Origin of the sequence: Microlunatus antarcticus, from assembly GCF_014193425.1 — a bacterium.
Classification (GTDB): Bacteria; Actinomycetota; Actinomycetes; order Propionibacteriales; family Propionibacteriaceae; genus Microlunatus; species Microlunatus antarcticus.
On record NZ_JACHZG010000002.1, the window covers coordinates 33,890 to 51,014 of the forward strand.

The following is a 17,125-nucleotide window of genomic DNA, read 5'->3' on the forward strand; positions in this document are numbered from 1 at the left end:
TGGTCAGGCGGCGGCGATGACGGCGCTGAGATTAGCGGGGATCACGCCGCCGTGGGGGCGGGTCTTGTCGGGCCCGAGGGCTGCGGGGCCGGACGTCCGAGCGTCAGAGCGTGCAGCCGACGAGCACGGGCTCGGGCTCGAGGGTGATGCCGAAGGTCCGCCCGACCCCGTCGCGCACGGCGCGGGCCAGCGCGACGACGTCGGCCGAGCGTGCCGTGCCCCGGTTGGTCAGGGCCAGCGTGTGCTTCGTCGAGACGCGCGCGGGACCGTCGCCCCACCCGCGGCCGAAGCCGGCGTGCTCGATCAGCCAGGCCGCGCTCGTCTTCACCCGCCCGTCGGGCTGGGGGTAACGGGGAGCGTCGGCGGGCAGGGCCTGGGCCCCGGTCGGGTCGAGCACCGGGTTGGTGAAGAACGAGCCGGCGCTCCAGGTGTCGGGGTCGGCGTCGTCGAGGACCATGCCCTTCGAGCGGCGCAGCGACAGCACCGCCTCGCGGACCTCGGCGGCGGGCGCGCGGACCCCGACCTCGACGCCGAGCACGCGGGCGAGCTCGGCGTAGCGGACGGGCGCCGAGAGCGAGCCGAGCTTGAGCTGGAACGTCACGTCCAGCACGACGTAGCGGCCCGGGTCCCGCTTGAGCACGGAGGTCCGGTAGCCGAAGCCGCACTCCACGGCGAAGAGCGTCCGGACCTTCCCGGTGCTGCGGTCGAGCGTCCGGACGGTGGTGATGAGCTGACCGACCTCCGCGCCGTACGCCCCGACGTTCTGGATCGGGCTCGCGCCGACGGAGCCGGGGATGCCCGACAGGGCCTCCAGGCCACTCCAGCCGTTCGCCACGGTGAGGGCGACGAACGGGTCCCAGGGCTCGCCGGCCGCGACGGACACCACGGCGCCGGAGCAGGACGCGACGTCCTGGTCGACTCCGCGGGTCGCCACGAGCACGACGGTCCCGTCGAAGCCCGCGTCCCCCACCAGCACGTTCGAGCCGCCGCCGAGCACGAGCACCGGCTCGCCCGCGGCGTCGAGGGCGCGGACGACCTCGACGAGCTCGCGCTCGGAGGTCACCTCGACGAGGTCGCGGGCCGGTCCCCCGACCCGCAGCGTGGTGTGCGCGGCCAGCGGCTCGTCGTGACGGGCCACGAGGCCGCCCAGCACCGCCGCGCTCACGCGGGTCCTCCGGCCAGGACGACCCGGGCGGCGCCCAGCACCTTCTCGCCGTCGCAGGTCGCGTCGAGCGTCACGGTCACGGTCTCGGCGTCGACCGCCGTCACGGTCGCGGCGACGAGCAGCTCGGCGCCGACGCCGTCGTCGGGCACCGGGACGGGCCTGGTGAACCGCACGCCGTACGAGACGAGGCGGGCGCCGGGGCCGGCCCAGTCGGTGACCGCCCGGACGGCCAGGCCCATCGTCAGCATCCCGTGGGCGATCACCCCGGGGAGCCCGAGGTCCGTCGCGGCGTGGTCGGAGAAGTGGATCGGGTTGAAGTCGCCCGACGCGCCGGCGTAGCGGACGAGCGTCTCGCGGGTGACGTGGAGGGTGAGCGGGGGCAGGGCCGCGCCCACCTCGACGACGGGGCCGCTCACGCCGCCGCCTCGCGGCTGTGCACGAACGTGGCGTCCGCCACGAGGACGGTCTGCTCGACGGCGTCGCGGACGTCGACCGACGTCGTGATGATCTCGGTCGCGCCGCGCACACGCACCTTGGCGATGCTCAGCGTGGCGGTGACGACGTCGCCGGGCTCGAGCGGTCGGTGGTAGCGGAACTGCTGGTCGGCGTGGACGACCCGGCGGAGCTGCAGCCCGAGCTCGGGGTCGGTGAAGAGGACGTCCCACGCCGGGCCGGTGACGACGGCGCCGAAGGTCGGAGGGGCCACGACCGGACCGTTCCCCTCGACCAGCGGCGTGCCGAGCGCGGCCGCGAACTCTGCGACCTTGCCGCGGGTGACCTCGTACGCGGGCGTCGGCTCGTACGTCCTGCCGGCGTGGTCGGGGGTGATGGGCACGGTCGTCAGACTAGGACGCCGGGCTGACGGTCCCGGGCGGCGGCGTAGCGCGCCAGCACGAGCGGCGCGGCCTGGGCGCCCAGCGGCTCGACCAGGGTCCAGCCGCGTTCGTCGGCCAGCCGGCGCAGCGGGTCGAGCAGGAGCCCGTCGGCGAGGAAGAGCGGCCAGAGCGCGACCGGCGCGGTGAGGTCCTCGAGCACGTCGGCGACCCGCGGGGCGCAGGTTCCGAAGGCGGCGCGGACGTCACCACGACGTCCGTCGGCCAGCCGGGCGGCCAGATCAGCAACGGCCGCGTTGGCCTCGGGCCTCGAGGAGCCGACGGCGAAGAGCAGGGCGTCGTCGTCGCCGCTGACCCCGGCTCCGTCGAGCGCGCCACGCAGGACGGCCGCGATGTCGTCGCCGGTGCCCAGGATGTCGGACACGACGAGCTCGACGCCGTGGGCCTCCGCGGCCTCGGTCACGGCGTCGGGGACGTCGACGGTCGCGTGGAACGCGGCGGTGAAGAGGAGCGGGACGACGACGGCGCGTCGGTGGCCCTCGGCGGCGAGCTGCTCGACCACGGCCGCGAGGTCGGGCTGCGCCAGGTCGAGGTAGGCGGCGTGCGCGGGGACGCCGGCCGCGGCTCCCACGGCGATCATCAGCGCCTCGATCGCGTCGGCGCCGCGCGGGTGGCGGCTGCCGTGCGCCAGGCCGATGACCGGGACGCCGGCCGGATGGGCTCCGGAAACGGACGAGCCGCCCGCGGGTGCGGACGGCTCGTACGGGTACGTCATGGGCTGACCCTGGTCAGACGTGAGGTCAGCGGGTCTCGCGGTGGATGGTGTGGCGACGGTCGCGCGGGCAGAACTTCTTCAGCTCGAGCCGGTCGGGGTCGTTGCGCCGGTTCTTCTTGGTGATGTAGTTCCGCTCCTTGCACTCCGTGCAGGCGAGCGTGATCTTCGGTCGGACGTCCGAGGACTTGGCCATGGTGGTGCTTCTTCCTGATGGGGTGCTCGGACCGACTGGGTGATGCCCGAGCCCTGGCCGCCTCTCGCGAGGCGGGTCGTGCGGGTCGTACGCGTAGCGGGAGCGGGACTTGAACCCGCGACACAGCGATTATGAGCCGCTTGCTCTACCACCTGAGCTATCCCGCCGTGGTCGACCACCGGGTGACCCGGCCGGACAACGCCCACGTGACGGCAGGTGTTCCGCCAGCGCACGCGCTGGAGCCATGAGACCGAGCCCCCATGCGGATTCGAACCGCAGACCTTCTCCTTACCATGGAGACGCTCTACCTACTGAGCTATAGGGGCCTTCCGGAGCTCGGCCCCGAGGGGCCTGCACCGGCGCACAAAGATACACGGGCGGACGGGTCCGAGGCGAACCGAAAGGTTCCGCGGACCGTGACCCGCCCTATCGTGTGCGCGTGAAGACCACGGAGCGGCGCGTGACGATCCCGGGAGCGGGAGTCGAGATCCAGGCGGTGGTCGTCGAGCCGGTCGGGCCACCGGCCCGGTGCGGCGTCGTCTACTACACCGACATCTTCCAGATCACGGAGTCGACGCTGCGGACCGCACGCCGCCTGGCGGCGGAGGGCTTCGTGGTCTACCTGCCGGAGATCTACCCGCGCGAGCTCGCCGGGGTGGCCCTGGAGTTCGACGACGCCGGCAAGGCCGCCGGCCTCGCCGGGGCGGCGCACACGAGGACCGCGGAGTTCGACGCCGACCGCGCCGCGGTCCTGGCCCACCTCGCCGATCGCGAGGACCTCGACACGATCGTCGCGGCGGGGTTCTGCCTCGGCGGGCACCTCGCCTTCCGGGCCGCGTTCGACCCGCGGGTATCCGCGACGGTCTGCTTCTACCCCACCGGGCTGCACGACGGCTCGCTCGGCGCCGACGTCGCCGACTCCCTGGACCGGGCCGCCGAGATCGAGGGGCGGCTGATGGTGATCTTCGGCAGCGCGGACCCGCACGTCCCGGCGACCGCCCGGCTGCGGACGGTCGAGGCCCTGTACGCGGCGGGGCACGAGGACCTCGAGCTGCACGTCTTCCAAGGCGGCGAGCACGCCTTCATGCGCGACGTCGGCCCCCGGCACGACCCCGAGCTCACCGACCGGGCGCTCGCCGAGGCGGTCTCGTTCCTCCGCGGGCGTTCCTGACGTCGCTCCGAGGGTCCACGCGGTCCTGACGTCGCTCCGAGGGTCCACGCGGTGCTGGCACGGGCCGCAGGTCGCGAGGCGTCACTTCCTCCGTCGCGCGCACCCTGCACGGTGCGCGCGACGAGGGAAAGTACGCCTCGTCGTCATGAGGAATCCGCACGCGGTGTCGAGGAAGCAGAGAAGCGCCCGATCCGGCTGCTGGACCGCTCTCGCGACCCAGGCCGCGTCGAGCGCTTCGTCCTGACGGGGGTGGTGCTGTGTGGCAGGTGTTGGGTTCGAACCAACGTAGGCGATGCCGGCAGATTTACAGTCTGCTCCCTTTGGCCACTCGGGCAACCTGCCATGCCGGGCGAGCCCGGCGGAGATGAACCATACCGTGCCGGACGCCCGCCGCCGAACGGGATCGGACGGCGGTCCGTACGGGGCCCCGACCCGCGCGCGGACGGGTGCGGCAGGATGGGGGCGTGGCTTCGGAGAGCTCGTTCGACATCGTCAGCAAGGTCGACCGTCAAGAGGTCGACAACGCCCTCAACCAGGCGGCCAAGGAGATCCGGCAACGCTTCGACTTCAAGAACACCGAGGCGTCGATCGTCTGGTCGGGCGAGTCGATCGAGATGGAGGCCGTCTCGGAGGAACGCGTGAAGGCGGTGCTGGACGTGTTCGAGTCCAAGCTCGTCCGTCGCGGCGTCAGCCTCAAGTCGCTCGACGCCGGCGAGCCCCGGTCCTCCGGCAAGATCTACAAGATCACCGCCACGACGACCGAGGGCATCAGCACCGAGAACGCCAAGAAGGTCGCCAAGCTGATCCGCGACGAGGGTCCCAAGACCGTCAAGACCCAGATCCAGGGCGAGGAGCTGCGCGTGAGCAGCAAGAGCCGCGACGACCTGCAGGCCGCGCAGAACCTGGTCAAGGGCGCCGACTACGACTTCGCCGTGCAGTTCACCAACTACCGCTGACCGCGTACGACGAGCACTGGAGCGACCATGGGCATCCTCGACGACCTCAAGAACAACCTCGAGAAGCTGGGCGACAAGGCCAAGGAGGGGTTCGACGACGTCAAGGACAAGGCCGGTGACCTCCTGGACGACGCCAAGGAGCGCTTCGGCCAGGACGACGACGAGACCTCGCCCCTGACCGAGAGCTCCGACGTCGGTCCCGACAGCTCGAGCACCGACGCCACGCAGCCCGGCTACGTCACCGCGGAGGACGACGTCACCGAGGAGACCGACGAGACCTCGCTGGACGCGGAGTCGTCGGACGGCCCCCTGGACGACGAGCTGGACGACGAGGTGACCGCCTCCGACGTCGTGCCCCCGGCGGCCGCTGAGCTGGACCCGGTCGAGCTGGACGCCGAGGAGACCGACACCGACCTGTCGGAGCCGGCCATCAGCACCTCCGCTGAGCCGACCGTCGAGCCGGTCGTGGAGAAGGACGTCGACCCGTACGACCAGCCGCTGACCGAATCGATCGGCGACGCGCTCGGGGACGGCTCGGTCGACCGGGAGGCGCTGGACGCCGCCGTCGACCCCGACCAGGACGCACGCGCCTGACCGGACCGACGGGCGTGGACGTGCCGGCAGACGGCGACCGCCCCACCGACCTGCCCTACCCCGACGTGGACGAGCTCGAGGCGGCCGCGGCCCGGGTGCTGCCCGAGCACGTCGTCGGCTACTTCCGTGGCCCGACCGGCGCGTACGGGATCCCGACCGAGGCCGAGCGGTGGTCGCAGCTGCGGTTCCGGCCGCACGTGCTCCGGGACACGAGCCGGCTCAGCCTGGCCACGACCGTCCTCGGCACCCCGGTGGCCAGCCCGGTGCTGGTGGCCCCCATGGCGCAGCAGCGGGCGGCCCACCCCGAGGGCGAGGTCGCGACCGCACGCGCCGTGCGCCGGCGGGGCGTCCTGCTCGGCGTCTCCACGAACACGGGGGTGCGGTTCGCCGACATCGGCGCCGTCGGGGCGCCGTGGTGGTTCCAGGTCTACGTGATGGACGACCGCGCGATGACCGCCGACCTCGTGCAGCGGGCGGCGGCCGAGGGCGCGACCGCGCTCGTGCTGACCGTCGACACACCCGGCGTGGACCCGCGCCGTCCGCAGCTCGAGCCCCGTTCCTGGCCCGAGCGCTACGGCATGCAGGCGAACCTGCCGGGCGGCGACACCGGGCGCCCGATCTTCTCCGGCACCCGGAACCTCTCCGTCGACGACATCGGCTGGCTCCACGACCTGACCGGCCTGCCGGTCGTGGTCAAGGGGGTCCTGCGCGCCGACGACGCGGTGCGGTGCGTGGACACGGGCGCCGCCGGGGTGATCGTCTCGACGCACGGCGGCCGCTGCCTCACCCAGTCGATCGTCTCGGCCGACGCCCTGCCCGAGGTCGCCGCCGCGGTCGGCGACCGCGCCGAGGTGTACGTCGACAGCGGCCTGCGCACGCCCGAGCACGTGGCGGCCGCGCTGTGCCTGGGCGCGCGGGCCGTGTTTCTGGGACGCCCGGTCATGTGGGCGCTGGCGACGGGCGGCGACGCCGGCGTCGAAGAGCTCCTGGGCAGCATCGACACCCAGCTCGAACGCGTCCTGCGCTCGCTCGGCGCCGGCTCCCTGGACGAGCTCGGTCCGGACCTGGTGGTCTGACGCCATGGCCCTGCGGATCAGCCACCTCACGTTCGACGCCCACGACGCGAACGCCCAGGCCCACTGGTGGGCCGAGGCGCTGGGCTGGTCGGAGGACCCCGAGGACCCGAACCTCCCCGGCCACGAGGAGTGCATGATCTTCGCCCCCGACGGCCGGCAGCGGCTGCTGTTCATCGAGGTGGGGGACGACAAGGTGGTCAAGAACCGCCTGCACCTCGACCTCGTCCCGACCGACGTGTCGCGCGAGGCCGAGGTCGAGCGGCTGGTCGCGCTGGGCGCGACCCAGGTCGGTGACCACCGGCGCGAGGACGGCAGCGGCTGGATCACGCTGGCCGACCCCGAGGGCAACGAGCTCTGCGTGCTCCGTAGCGAGCTCGACCGGCCGGACCCGTACGCGCACCTCGTGCACTGAGGACGGCGAGGTCGACGCCCCACCTGATCGCCTAGCCTTCCGTCTGTGGCCATGACGACGCGGGTGGACGGGACCGAGCTCGAGGTCTCGCGCCTGTGGTCGCGCCGGCCCCTGATCACCGTCGCCGGCCGCGAGCTGCCCAAGAACGAGCTCGGGCATTACCAGCTGCGCGACCGGCGTGGCGCCGTCCAGTCGGTGTCGACGACCTTCGACTGGCGTCAGTTCGGTCCGCGGCTCCGCGTGGGCGACAACGACCAGCTCCTTGGACGCCCGCTGCCGGGCTGGGTCCGGGTCGGCTACCTCGTGCTCCTCGTCGTCGGCGTCGGCCTCGGCGGCGCCCTGGGCGGGCTCCTCGCCGTCGCCGCGGCCATGGGCAGCGCGGCGCTCCTGCGCCGTGAGGACCGTCCGCCCTCGATCGTGTTGGCGGCCGCCCTCGTCCCTCTCGTGGCCGTCGTCGTCTACCTGGGCCTCGCCACGCTGCTCGCGACCCGCTGACCTCGCCCCCGAACCCGTCGACCGGGTCAGGGGTCGTTCAGGCCAGCTCGTCAATGCCGTGACGGAGGTCGGTGGCCGCCGTCCCGGCGGCGGGGTGGGCGGTGTCCCACGCGAGCGCGTCGAAGGGGCACTCGTCGACGCAGATGCCGCAGTACATGCAGAGGTTCCAGTCGATGACGAAGCGGTCGAGCACGTTGACCAGCCGTACGCGGGCCCCCGGCGCCACGTCCGGGTCGGGCTCGGTGTGGGAGTCGAGCGTGATGCACCAGACGGGGCACTCGCGGACGCAGAGCATGCAGGAGGTGCACGCCGGCTCGATGAGCCGGATCCGCCCGTGCGCCCCGGCCTCGGTCGGGCTCATCGCGCGCGCCGACGCACACGGCCGCCGGTGACGGCAGCGGCGACCTCGGCCGGGTCGGGGGCCGGGGCCTGCGGGTCGCGGTCGCCCCACACCTCGGGGGCGGGCACCCCCGGCGGAACCATCCGGCGTCGGCTCGGCGACGCGGCCCCGGCCGTCCCGGCACCGGCGTCGCTCTCCCCCGGCTCCTTCGCACCCGGCCACGGCTCCGCGGTCCGGGCCGCGAGGACCTCGTCCTTGCGCAGCGGCGCCGGGGCCGACCCGACGTCGAGCAGCAGCCGCCGGCGGTCGCCGCCCACGAACTCGACCCCGAACTCCTCCGCCGCCTCGCGCTCGTGCCAGGCCGCGCCGGCGAACACGTCGCGCACGCTCGCCAACCGCGCTGCGGAGCGCGGCACCCGGCAGGCCAGCAGCAGCTCGGGCGCCCCCGGTTCGTCGAGCCGGCGCAGCGACAGGACGACGCGGAGCTCGTCGGAGACGCCGATCTCGTCGGTGCACCCGAGCCAGTCGAACCAGTCGTAGCCGTCGGCCCGCACGGCGACGACGGCGTCGTGCCAGGTGTCGGCCGGGACCTCTCTCATGCGCGCGTCCCGCCCTGCGCCGCCACGGCGTCGACGACCTCCCGCAGCGCGGCCGGCGTCGGGGGGCAGCCGGGGACGTAGACGTCGACCGGCACGAGTGTGTCGACGCCCTTGGTCACGGCGTACGAGTCCCAGTACGGCCCGCCCGAGCACGCGCACACCCCGTACGCGACGACGACCGGGGGCACGGACTGCCGCGCCCGTACGGCGTCGATCATCGACGCGACGGCGGGGGCGAGCCGGTCGGTGACGGTTCCGGAGACGACGACGGCGGTCCGTCCGTCGACCGGCGGCTCGACCGCGGCACCCGAGCGCGCGCCGGCCGCGGCGTCGAACTCGAGCGAGCAGCAGGCCAGCGCCACGTCGAGGACGTGGAGCGAGCCGTCCCCGTACCAGTCGACCCAGCGCACGCGCTCACCGTACGCGGACGCGGCCGCCGGTCGTGGCCGCCGTCAGCCGACCGTGACCGCCAGCGTCGCGCGGGCGGTGGCGCCGTTCGCGTCGGCGACCTGGTAGCCGACCATCGGGACCGGGCCCGTCGCCGCCCCGAGCGGCACGAACGTGATCTGACCGGTGCCCGACACGAGGAACACGCCGCGACCGGCGACCTTCAGGGTCTTGGCGTCCCCGTACAGCGCCGAACCGGCCGGCAGCGCCGCACTGGTCCGGAGCCGGACGCTCGAGGCGACCAGGGGCGCACCGGGGCCACCCGGGCGGTCATTGGTCAGCACGTCGACGACCACCGGCCCGCCGGCCGACGTGCTCGCCGTGTCGGCGTTCGCCGTGGGGCCCGGCCCGGGCACGGGCGCGGGGACGACCGGCGGGCTCCCCACCTCGACCGGCACCGTGACCGTGGTCGCCCCGTTCGCGGCGGTCGCGTGGAAGCCCGACACGGGTACGGCCGTGCCCTTGGCCGTCGCGGTCAGCGAGGTGGCGCCGAGGTCGGCGGCGGTCACGATGCGGCTCGCGGTGCAGGTCGTCGTCCGGTTGTCCCCGAGGGTTCCGCCCAGTGCGACCGGCGCGCAGACCAGCGCCGAGACGCCCGGCGAGCTGGAGCCGACGACCAGGTCCTTGACGCTGCGGTTGCCCCGGTTGCGGACGGCGAAGGTGTAGTCGACCCGCTGCCCGACCGTCGTGACCGTGGCCGGGCTCGCCGTGCCGGTGACCGTCAGCCCCTGGGTGATGCGGCTCGCCGTGGAGCTGCCGCTATGGGCCCGCAGCGGGAGCGACTGCCCCCCCTGCGTCGTGGTCCCGGTCGCGACGACGGTGTCGGAGATCGTGGCCGCCTCGGCGTCGAGGTCACGCTGGTTGGCCCGCGAGGTCGCGGTGCAGGTCGTCGACGACCCGGGGGGAAGCGCGCTGCCCAGCGCCACCGGCGTGCACGTCTGGGTGAGGATCCGGGCCCCCAGCGAGTGCGTGAGCGCGAGCCCGGCGACCGGGGTGGTCCCGGCGTTGGTGATCGTGGTCGTCCAGGTGATCGTGTCGCCCACGTGGAAGAAGAGGTCCGGGCTGACCCGCTCGCTCACGGCCAACCGGTCGGCGGTGACGGTCCAGCGGACCTGCCCGGTGATCACGTGGTGCTCGGTGGCCCCGCTCGCGGTCCGCGTCGTGTCCTGCGCGGTGTAGTAGAGCGCATAGCTGTCGTTGATCGTCACGTACGCGACGTCGGGGGCGAAGGTCGCCAGCCGGGTCCTCGGGTCGATCGTGAAGACCCCGATCTTCGGAAAGGTGAGCACGAGGCCGTCCGAGGACACGGTCACCGGCGCGCCCTGCGCGGCCCGGAACCGGAGCGACGAGCGGTCGAGCGTCCCGAGGGACCCGTCGGCGTTGCGGCCCGGCTTGTCGTTCGCGAGCAGGTCGAGGGTCAGGCTCCGACCCTGGGTCGTCTCGAAGCGGTCGTCGCCGGCGCCGGCGGTCACCACCACGGTCTGCAGCCCCTCGGCGGTCAGGCCGGCGGCGTCGGTGATCCGGTAGCGCACCGACCGGGTCCCGGTCACCCCGGCGGTGTCGAACGTCATCCGACCGTCCCCGGCGATCTTCCAGGTGCCGAACCCGGAGTCGAAGAGCACCTTCTCGGACACGGAGCTCCCCGCCGGGAGCGGGGCGGGCTGGGCGGCGGTGAACGCCGTCAGCCCGAACTTGATCGCCGACGAACCGGCGACGTCGTCGCGGGCACCGGGCAGCAGCACCTCGTAGGTGCTGACCGAGACGGTGCCGCCGCCGTCCACCACGGTCGGGCCGCTCGCCGCGGCCGCCGACGACGGATGGGCGACCTGGAGCCCGAGCACGACGGCGAGGGCGAGCAGCGCCGCCAGGAGCAGCAGGCCCGTGCGACCGGGAACCCCACCCGCGCTCCGAGACGAGGTGGTGGCCCGGACGGGGCGGGGGTCGACGTGCTGCATGGAGCCACCTCCGGACGACGCCGACCCGCCACCGGCACCCGACGGGCGTCGGGGACCTCGGGTCCGGCCAGGCCTGACTCTAGGGACGTTCCGGGGCCCTGCCAAGACTCGGTCGAGCACGACAGGACCACCCGATCCCGCTAGGCACGCCATGGAGCTCGACCGCCGTTCAGCTGTCGTCGCCCAGCGGCTACCGGACCGTCACGTCGAGCGTCGAACGCGCGGTCCTCCCGCCCGCGTCGGCCACCTGGTACCCGATCGTGGGCACCGGGCCGGTAGACGCCCCGAGCGGCACGAAGGTGATCTGCCCGGTACCGGAGACGAGGAGCACGCCCCGCCCGGGCACCGTGAGGGTCTTGGCGTCCCCGTAGAGGACGGAGCCGGGGGGCAGCGCCGTCGTGGTCCGGAGCCGCACGCTCGACCCGACCAGCGGCACGTCCGGCGAGCCCGGCCGGTCGTCGGCCAGGACGTCCACGACGACGGGCTGCCCGACGGTGGTGCTCACGGTGTCCGGAGCCGCGGTGGGAGCGGGCGCGGGCGGCACCGGCGACACCGTGACGCCTCGCGAGTCGACCGGCGTGCGCACGACGAGACCGGTGCTGACCGCCGTGCGGTGGGCACCGGACACCGGCACGGCCCTCACCTTGACGACCGCGTCCAGGCCGGCGTACTGCAGGTCGGTGGCCCGGACGGTCCGGGTCGCGCGGCAGGTCGTCGTCCGGTTGTCGCCGAGCGTCCCGCCCAGGGGCACCGGCGCGCACACCAGCGCCGGCACGTCGGCCGTCGACGAGCTGACGACCAGGTCGCGGACGCTGCGGTTGCCGTTGTTGCGGACGACGAGGGCGTACGCGAGCTGCTGGCCGGCCGCCGAGACCGACGTCCGGTTCGTGGTCGCCGTCATCGTCAGGCGCTGCGTGATGCGCGTCGCCGTGAACGCGCCGTTCTGCGCGCGGACCGTGACGGGGCTGCCGCCCGCCCTGCTGGTCCCGGTCGCGACGACCACGTCGCTCACCCGGGCCTCCTCGGAGTCGATGTCGCCCTGCTTCGCCCGGGTGGTCGTTGTGCAGGTGGTGGAGGACCCGGCGGGCAGGGTCCCCCCGAGGGCCACGGGCGCGCACGCGTCCGCCGACAGCCGGCTGCCGAAGCTGTGCGTCAGCCTCAGTCCCGCGAGCGGGCTCGTCCCGGCGTTGGTGATCGTGGTGGTGAAGGTCAGCAGGTCCCCGACGTGGAAGAAGAGGTCCGGGCCCGCCTTCTCGGCGACCGCCACCCGCGCCGCCGTGGTCACCCGCCAGCGGACCGTGGAGCTGATCTCGTGGTGCACCACCCTGGCGTCTGACGCCCTGGTCGTGTCCTGAGCGGTGTACGTGAGGGTGCCGTCGTCCGGCGTGACGTAGCCGGCCTCGGGCACGAAGGTGACCAGCCCGGTCGTCGCGCCGATGGTGAAGACGCCGACCCCGGGGACGGTCACGACGAGGCCGTCGCGGGACACGATGCCGGGCGAGGTCTCCGACTCCAGCCAGCGGACCGACGTGCGGTCGACCGCTCCGGGCGACCCGTCGGCGTCGCGGCTGGGGACGTCGTTGGCCAGCACGTCGACCGTGGCCGACGCGCCCTCGACGGTGGCGACGACGTCGCTGCGGGCTCCGGCCACCGCCGACACCGTCACGGTCGCGGTCCCCTCGTCGGTCCGCTCGTTGCCGTCCACGACGCGGTAGCGCACCGTCCGGGTCCCCGTCACCCCGGTCGGGCGGAAGGTGATCCGCCCGTCGGCGTCGCCGATCGACCAGGTACCGAAGCCGGCGTCCACGATCCGGTAGTAGGTGACGGAGCTGCCCGGAGGCAGCGACGCGAGCTGGTCGGTGGGGAAGGCCGTCAGGCTGGGCTGGATGAACGCCGAGCCCGCGACGTCGTCGTGCGAACCGGGTAGGACGATCTGAGGGCTGCCGAGCGCCAGGACGGCGGAGTCGTCGACGGCGGTCGGCCCCGTCTCCGCCGCGGAGGCGGCCGGCGGCCGGCCGAGCTGGAGGGCGAGGACGATCGCGAGGGCGGTCAGCGCCCCGAGGAGGCGCCGCCGGGCGCGACGTCGCACGGGCGTGCCGGCGAGTGCGGACATGGTGGACCTCCAGGGGTGGTGCCGGGTGCGGGCTACGAGACGTCGACCGACAGTCCCGCGTACTCCTTCGTCCCGTTCGCGTCGAGCACGGTGTAGCTGGTGAAGGCCGTTCCCGTCACGCCGGCGAGCGGGTAGAAGGTGATGTTCCCGTCCCCCGCCACCGCGTACGACCCACGACCGGGCAGGACCGCGATCTGGCCGTCGGCCGTCGTCGTGCTCGGTGGCGTGGTGAGCGGGCCGGGCGCCATCCGGACGCTGCCGGGCACGAGCGGTCGTTCCGGCACACCCGGCTGGTCGTTCTGCAGCACCCGGACCCGCTTGCTCGTCCCCGGCGTCGTCGTCGCGAAGTCGGCGTTCAGGCGCGGGTCCACGTCGGCGAGGATCACCTGGAACCTCGACGCCCCGCCCGGCACCGTCAGGTAGAAGGCGGTCGCGCTGCCGCGGAACGTCGGATCGGGCACGAACCGGACGTCCCCGGTCCCCTGGTCGACCGTGTAGGTGCCCTGGCCCGGGACCACCAGCCGGGTGTTGGCGCTGCCGGCGGTGAGGGTCGAGCCGGTCGGGCGGCGGGCCGGGTCGAAGGTGACCGTGCCGGTGACGTCGTACGGACGGCCGGACGGGTCGAGCTCCGGGGTGTCGTTGGCCAGGGTGCGCACGACGACCGGGACGCCCTGCGGCGTGTAGGCGGTGTCGGCCTTCGGCACCGCCGGCGGCAGCACGGTCACGGTCTCGGTGCCCTCGCCGAAGTGGAGGAAGGCGAAGTCGAAGATCGTGTAGCGCACGGGCGACGTGGTCCCGACGAACCCGGCGTCGGGCTTGAACGACATGTACCCGCCCCCGCTGATCCGCCAGACCCCCTCGTCAGGCACGACCAGCGAGTACTCGTGGTCGTGGCCGTGCTCCTCGTCGACGACCTGGCTCCCCGGCGGCTGCCCCGTCGCGGAGAAGCTCATCTCGTCGAAGGAGAAGGGGAAGAAGCCGGGCGCCGGGTTGTCGTTGGAGGCACCCGGGAGCGAGGCGGTCTTTCCTGAGCGCACGGTGACGTGGTCGTCGCTGGTGACGATGTCGCCGCCGACGACGGTGAGCTGCAGCGTCGACCGCGTGTAGAGCCGGCGGGCGACGCCGGTGCTGTCGACGACGTCGCTGAGGACCGAGTACGCGATCGTCGGGAGGGTCCCGTGGAAGCTCTTGTCGAGCGTGACGACGACCAGTCCGCTGTTCGTGCCGCTGTCGACGTGGAAGCCCGGCCGCGACCCGGACGCGGCGACGTGCAGGCTGCGGCCACCGTCGCCGGTCGTCGCTCCCGCCGGCTGCCCGGTCGTCGGGAACAGCACCGAGCCCGCGACGATCGTCCCGAGCCGGCCGTCCGCCGACCGCCCCGGGTTGTCGTTGAGCACCAGGTCGACCGCGATCGAGCCGTCGGCCGCGGGGTCGCCCTCGAGCCGGGTCGCCACGTCCGGTACCGCGACGGGCCCGGCCGCCACGCTCACCTGCAGCGACGCCCTGGCCGTGGCACCGCCGGCGCCGCTGATCTGGTAGGTCACGGGCGCCGTCGTGCCCGCGTACTTGACCGCGGGCGTGAAGGTGACGGTGGTCGTCGCGGAGGTCGCCGTCCAGACGCCCTGGCCGGGCACGGTCAGGGTGAGCCCGTTCGCGGACCGCGTGCTGCCGCTCGGCTGACCCACGGCCGGGAAGGTCGGTCGCAGCGCCGTGGTCGTCGACCCCGGGTCGTCGTTCGTCGCCGCGGCCAGCACGACCGGCTGGTTGAGCACCGTCGTCGCGCTGTCGTCGGTCGCGGTCAGCGCGTCGGACGTGGCGAGGACGCTCAGGCGCCCCACGACCGCGATCCCTCGCTGCGCCCCGGGGCGCGACGTGTCCTCGACCTGGTAGGCGACGGTGCCGGCGAACCCGCGGAAGCCGGCCTGCGGACGGAAGACGACCGACCCGGACGAGAACCAGAGCGTCCCGCGCCCGGGCAGGGTCAGGGTCTTGCCGTTGGCGGAGACCACGGCCCCCGCCGGCTGACCGTTCGCGGGGAACACCGACCAGCGCGGGTCGAACGTGCCCGGTGTCCCGTCGACCCGAAGACCCGGCGTGTCGTTGGCCGACGGGTCCGTGGTGCCGTCCGCCCCGGCCCGCGTGGCCAGGGTGTCCGGCCGCGCCACCGGGCCGGGCTGGACGTTCGCGGTCAGGGCCGAGACGGTCTCGCCGCCACCGCTGTCCTTCGCCAGGTAGTACTGCACGAACGGCCCCGTGAAGCCCCAGGCCGGCGTGAACAGGACGTGCCCGTCGGGCACGAGCGACCAGGTCCCGCGCGGGGTGCTGACGGTGTCGCCGAGGTTCGTCGCGTGGTCGAAGTCGACGAAGCCGCCGAAGGAGACGGTGTGGCCCGGTGCCGCCGGGGTGTCGTCGAGGACGCCGGGCAGCTGCACGGGGGTGGCGAAGGTCGTGGTCGCGACGTCGTGGGTGACGGTGGGTCCGGGCCCGCCACCGCCGACCCCGCCGGCCCCGACCGTGCCGGTGGCCGTGACACCGCTCGTGTCGGTCACGGCGTACTGCACGCCGACGGCGTCGACGTTCTCGAAGGTCTGGGTGAAGGTCACGAGGCCGCCCGCCAGGGTGAAGACGCCGGCGTTCGGGATCGTCCGGGTGAGGCCGTCGGCCGAGGTCGTCCCCCGCCCGCCCGGGTTGGCCGTGAAGCGGAGCGTGCTGGCGTCGAGGCTCGCGTCCGCGCCGTTCAGCAGCTGGCCGGGCTTGTCGTTGGCCAGGGGGTCCACCGTCCCTCGCTGGTCGCTGCCGAGCGCGATCGAGTCGGGGGCGGTGACCGGCGGGCGGCGCACGACCACCGTGGCGGTGGCGGTGGTGCTCTTGCCGGCGAGGTCGTACGTCCGGTAGGTCACGGTGTCGGTCCAGCCCGAGGTGTACGGGTCGTAGCCGGGGGGCGTGACCGCGTACCGGATCGACCCGTCCCCGAGGACCAGGAACGTCCCGTGGCCGGTGGCCCTGGACCGGGTGGCGGGCCCGGTCCCGGACGCGGGCGGCAGGTCGGTGCGCGTGCCGTCGACGGCCGGGCCACCCGTCTCACCGGGGCTGTCGTTCGTGCTGCCCGGCAGGACCACCGGGCCGGTGCTCGCGAGCACCGTCACCGAGTCGTTCGTGACCCGGGGTGCGAGCGTCGTGACCGAGGTGCGGACCGAGGAGGTGGCGGTGACCGCCGTCCCGTCCGAGGCGAAGCCGGCGGCGCTCGCGCTGACGTCCTGACCGCTGCTGCGCAGGTCGTCCGCCGTCGAGGTCCGCGTCGCGGTGCAGGTCGTGGTGGTCGACGTGTAGAGCGTGGCACCCAGGGCGACCGGCGCGCAGACCAGCGTGGGCAGGCCGGGCGCGACGGCGCTGACCGCCAGGTCACGCAGCACCCCGTTCCCGGTGTTCCTGACGGTGACGGTGTAGGTGACGGCCTGGCCCGTACGCGTGATCGTGGTCGGGCTGCCCGCCACCTGCACCGACAGGACAGGAGCGGCGAGAGCGGCAGCTGCCGCAGCAGCCGCCGACGAGCTGGGCGACGGGCTCACCGCCGGGGCAGGAGCCGTCCGGGGCGTGGGTGACGCGCTGGGGGCGGGGGTCACTGCGGGAGTGGCGGTGGGGGTCCCCGACGGCACCGGAGCGGGCGTCGCGGTGGGCGACGGTGACGGACTGGCGTCGGGTGCGGCCGCGGCGGACGGGGCGAGGGCAACGAGGCCGCCGAGCCCGGTGGCGAGGGCGGCGACCGCGGCGACCAGCCGGGACGACGACGGGCGTACGCGTGAGGGGCGGTGAGTCGGCATCGGGGCACCTTCGGGGAGCTCGGCCCTCGGCCGGGTTCTGGTCGGGACGACGAGAACCGTCGAGAGGCAGCAGGTCGACTCTAAGGAGGTTCTCAGGCCTTGCCTAGACCCGCGAACGCGTTGCTTTCTGACCTCGGTCCCCATAGGTGCGCTATGGCACCACCCGTCACAGGACCCGTC

17 protein-coding genes and 3 tRNA genes are annotated in these 17,125 nt (G+C 74.0%); 6 read left to right on the top strand and 14 right to left on the bottom strand.

Features of this window, described 5'->3' with window-relative positions:
- Positions 1-103: 103 nt before the first annotated feature.
- The 7 genes from FHX39_RS18060 to FHX39_RS18090 all read right to left on the bottom strand — a co-directional run bounded on the left by FHX39_RS18060 (position 104) and on the right by FHX39_RS18090 (position 3,292).
- Positions 104-1,165 carry a UDP-N-acetylmuramate dehydrogenase gene (locus FHX39_RS18060; protein WP_332836965.1) on the bottom strand — a complete coding sequence of 354 codons (1,062 nt, stop codon included), beginning with the start codon at positions 1,163-1,165 and terminating at the stop codon, positions 104-106.
- Positions 1,162-1,581, bottom strand: coding sequence for a MaoC/PaaZ C-terminal domain-containing protein (locus FHX39_RS18065; RefSeq protein WP_332836966.1), 420 nt, complete (start codon positions 1,579-1,581; stop codon positions 1,162-1,164). The genes FHX39_RS18060 and FHX39_RS18065 overlap by 4 nt, the downstream gene beginning before the upstream one ends.
- The gene (locus FHX39_RS18070; protein ID WP_183341796.1) at positions 1,578-2,000 is read right to left on the bottom strand and encodes an FAS1-like dehydratase domain-containing protein; all 423 of its coding nucleotides are present in this window, start codon (positions 1,998-2,000) and stop codon (positions 1,578-1,580) included. Before FHX39_RS18070 ends, FHX39_RS18065 begins: the two co-directional genes overlap by 4 nt.
- Positions 2,001-2,005: 5 nt before the next feature.
- Positions 2,006-2,773 carry a sirohydrochlorin chelatase gene (locus FHX39_RS18075; protein WP_183341798.1) on the bottom strand — a complete coding sequence of 256 codons (768 nt, stop codon included), beginning with the start codon at positions 2,771-2,773 and terminating at the stop codon, positions 2,006-2,008.
- Between the two features lie 25 nt (positions 2,774-2,798).
- A complete protein-coding gene (gene rpmG / locus FHX39_RS18080; protein WP_183341800.1) occupies positions 2,799-2,966 on the bottom strand; it encodes a 50S ribosomal protein L33 in 168 nt (55 codons plus the stop codon).
- A gap of 94 nt (positions 2,967-3,060) precedes the next feature.
- Positions 3,061-3,133, bottom strand: a tRNA-Met gene (locus FHX39_RS18085).
- Positions 3,134-3,219: 86 nt separating this feature from the next.
- A tRNA-Thr gene (locus FHX39_RS18090) sits at positions 3,220-3,292 on the bottom strand.
- Between the two features lie 113 nt (positions 3,293-3,405).
- On the opposite strand from FHX39_RS18090, the gene FHX39_RS18095 reads away from it, so the two are divergent.
- Complete coding sequence (locus FHX39_RS18095; protein ID WP_183341802.1) at positions 3,406-4,137, top strand: dienelactone hydrolase family protein; 732 nt, start codon at positions 3,406-3,408, stop codon at positions 4,135-4,137.
- A 260-nt stretch (positions 4,138-4,397) separates the two neighbouring features.
- Here the strand turns inward: FHX39_RS18095 and FHX39_RS18100 are convergent.
- Positions 4,398-4,479, bottom strand: a tRNA-Tyr gene (locus FHX39_RS18100).
- A 122-nt stretch (positions 4,480-4,601) separates the two neighbouring features.
- On the opposite strand from FHX39_RS18100, the gene FHX39_RS18105 reads away from it, so the two are divergent.
- Genes FHX39_RS18105 through FHX39_RS18125 form a run of 5 tightly spaced genes read left to right on the top strand, consistent with a single transcriptional unit; the run spans position 4,602 to position 7,670 of the window.
- Positions 4,602-5,093, top strand: a complete 492-nt coding sequence (locus FHX39_RS18105; protein ID WP_183341804.1) for a YajQ family cyclic di-GMP-binding protein — start codon at positions 4,602-4,604, stop codon at positions 5,091-5,093.
- Between the two features lie 27 nt (positions 5,094-5,120).
- Positions 5,121-5,687, top strand: a complete 567-nt coding sequence (locus FHX39_RS18110) for a hypothetical protein (RefSeq protein WP_183341806.1) — start codon at positions 5,121-5,123, stop codon at positions 5,685-5,687.
- Positions 5,688-5,701: 14 nt separating this feature from the next.
- Entirely contained in the window at positions 5,702-6,763 is a 1,062-nt protein-coding gene (locus FHX39_RS18115; RefSeq protein ID WP_332836967.1) for an alpha-hydroxy acid oxidase, read from the top strand.
- 4 nt (positions 6,764-6,767) lie between these two features.
- Complete coding sequence (locus FHX39_RS18120; protein WP_183341808.1) at positions 6,768-7,175, top strand: VOC family protein; 408 nt, start codon at positions 6,768-6,770, stop codon at positions 7,173-7,175.
- Positions 7,176-7,220: 45 nt separating this feature from the next.
- Positions 7,221-7,670 (top strand): hypothetical protein, encoded by a 450-nt coding sequence (locus FHX39_RS18125; RefSeq protein WP_183341810.1) that lies wholly within the window; start codon positions 7,221-7,223, stop codon positions 7,668-7,670.
- 37 nt (positions 7,671-7,707) lie between these two features.
- On the opposite strand, the gene FHX39_RS18130 is transcribed toward FHX39_RS18125, so the two are convergent.
- From FHX39_RS18130 to FHX39_RS21875, 6 genes are all read right to left on the bottom strand, one after another.
- A complete protein-coding gene (locus FHX39_RS18130) occupies positions 7,708-8,031 on the bottom strand; it encodes a 4Fe-4S binding protein (RefSeq protein WP_183341812.1) in 324 nt (107 codons plus the stop codon).
- Positions 8,028-8,609 (bottom strand): NADH-quinone oxidoreductase subunit C, encoded by a 582-nt coding sequence (locus tag FHX39_RS18135; protein WP_183341814.1) that lies wholly within the window; start codon positions 8,607-8,609, stop codon positions 8,028-8,030. The genes FHX39_RS18130 and FHX39_RS18135 overlap by 4 nt, the downstream gene beginning before the upstream one ends.
- Positions 8,606-9,019 (bottom strand): NADH-quinone oxidoreductase subunit B, encoded by a 414-nt coding sequence (locus tag FHX39_RS18140; RefSeq protein WP_183341816.1) that lies wholly within the window; start codon positions 9,017-9,019, stop codon positions 8,606-8,608. The genes FHX39_RS18135 and FHX39_RS18140 overlap by 4 nt, the downstream gene beginning before the upstream one ends.
- Before the next feature lie 42 nt (positions 9,020-9,061).
- Entirely contained in the window at positions 9,062-11,011 is a 1,950-nt protein-coding gene (locus FHX39_RS18145; RefSeq protein WP_183341818.1) for a DUF7507 domain-containing protein, read from the bottom strand.
- Between the two features lie 190 nt (positions 11,012-11,201).
- Positions 11,202-13,124, bottom strand: coding sequence for a DUF7507 domain-containing protein (locus tag FHX39_RS18150; RefSeq protein ID WP_183341821.1), 1,923 nt, complete (start codon positions 13,122-13,124; stop codon positions 11,202-11,204).
- A gap of 32 nt (positions 13,125-13,156) precedes the next feature.
- Entirely contained in the window at positions 13,157-16,945 is a 3,789-nt protein-coding gene (locus tag FHX39_RS21875) for a DUF7507 domain-containing protein (protein ID WP_183341823.1), read from the bottom strand.
- Between the last annotated feature and the right edge of the window lie 180 nt (positions 16,946-17,125).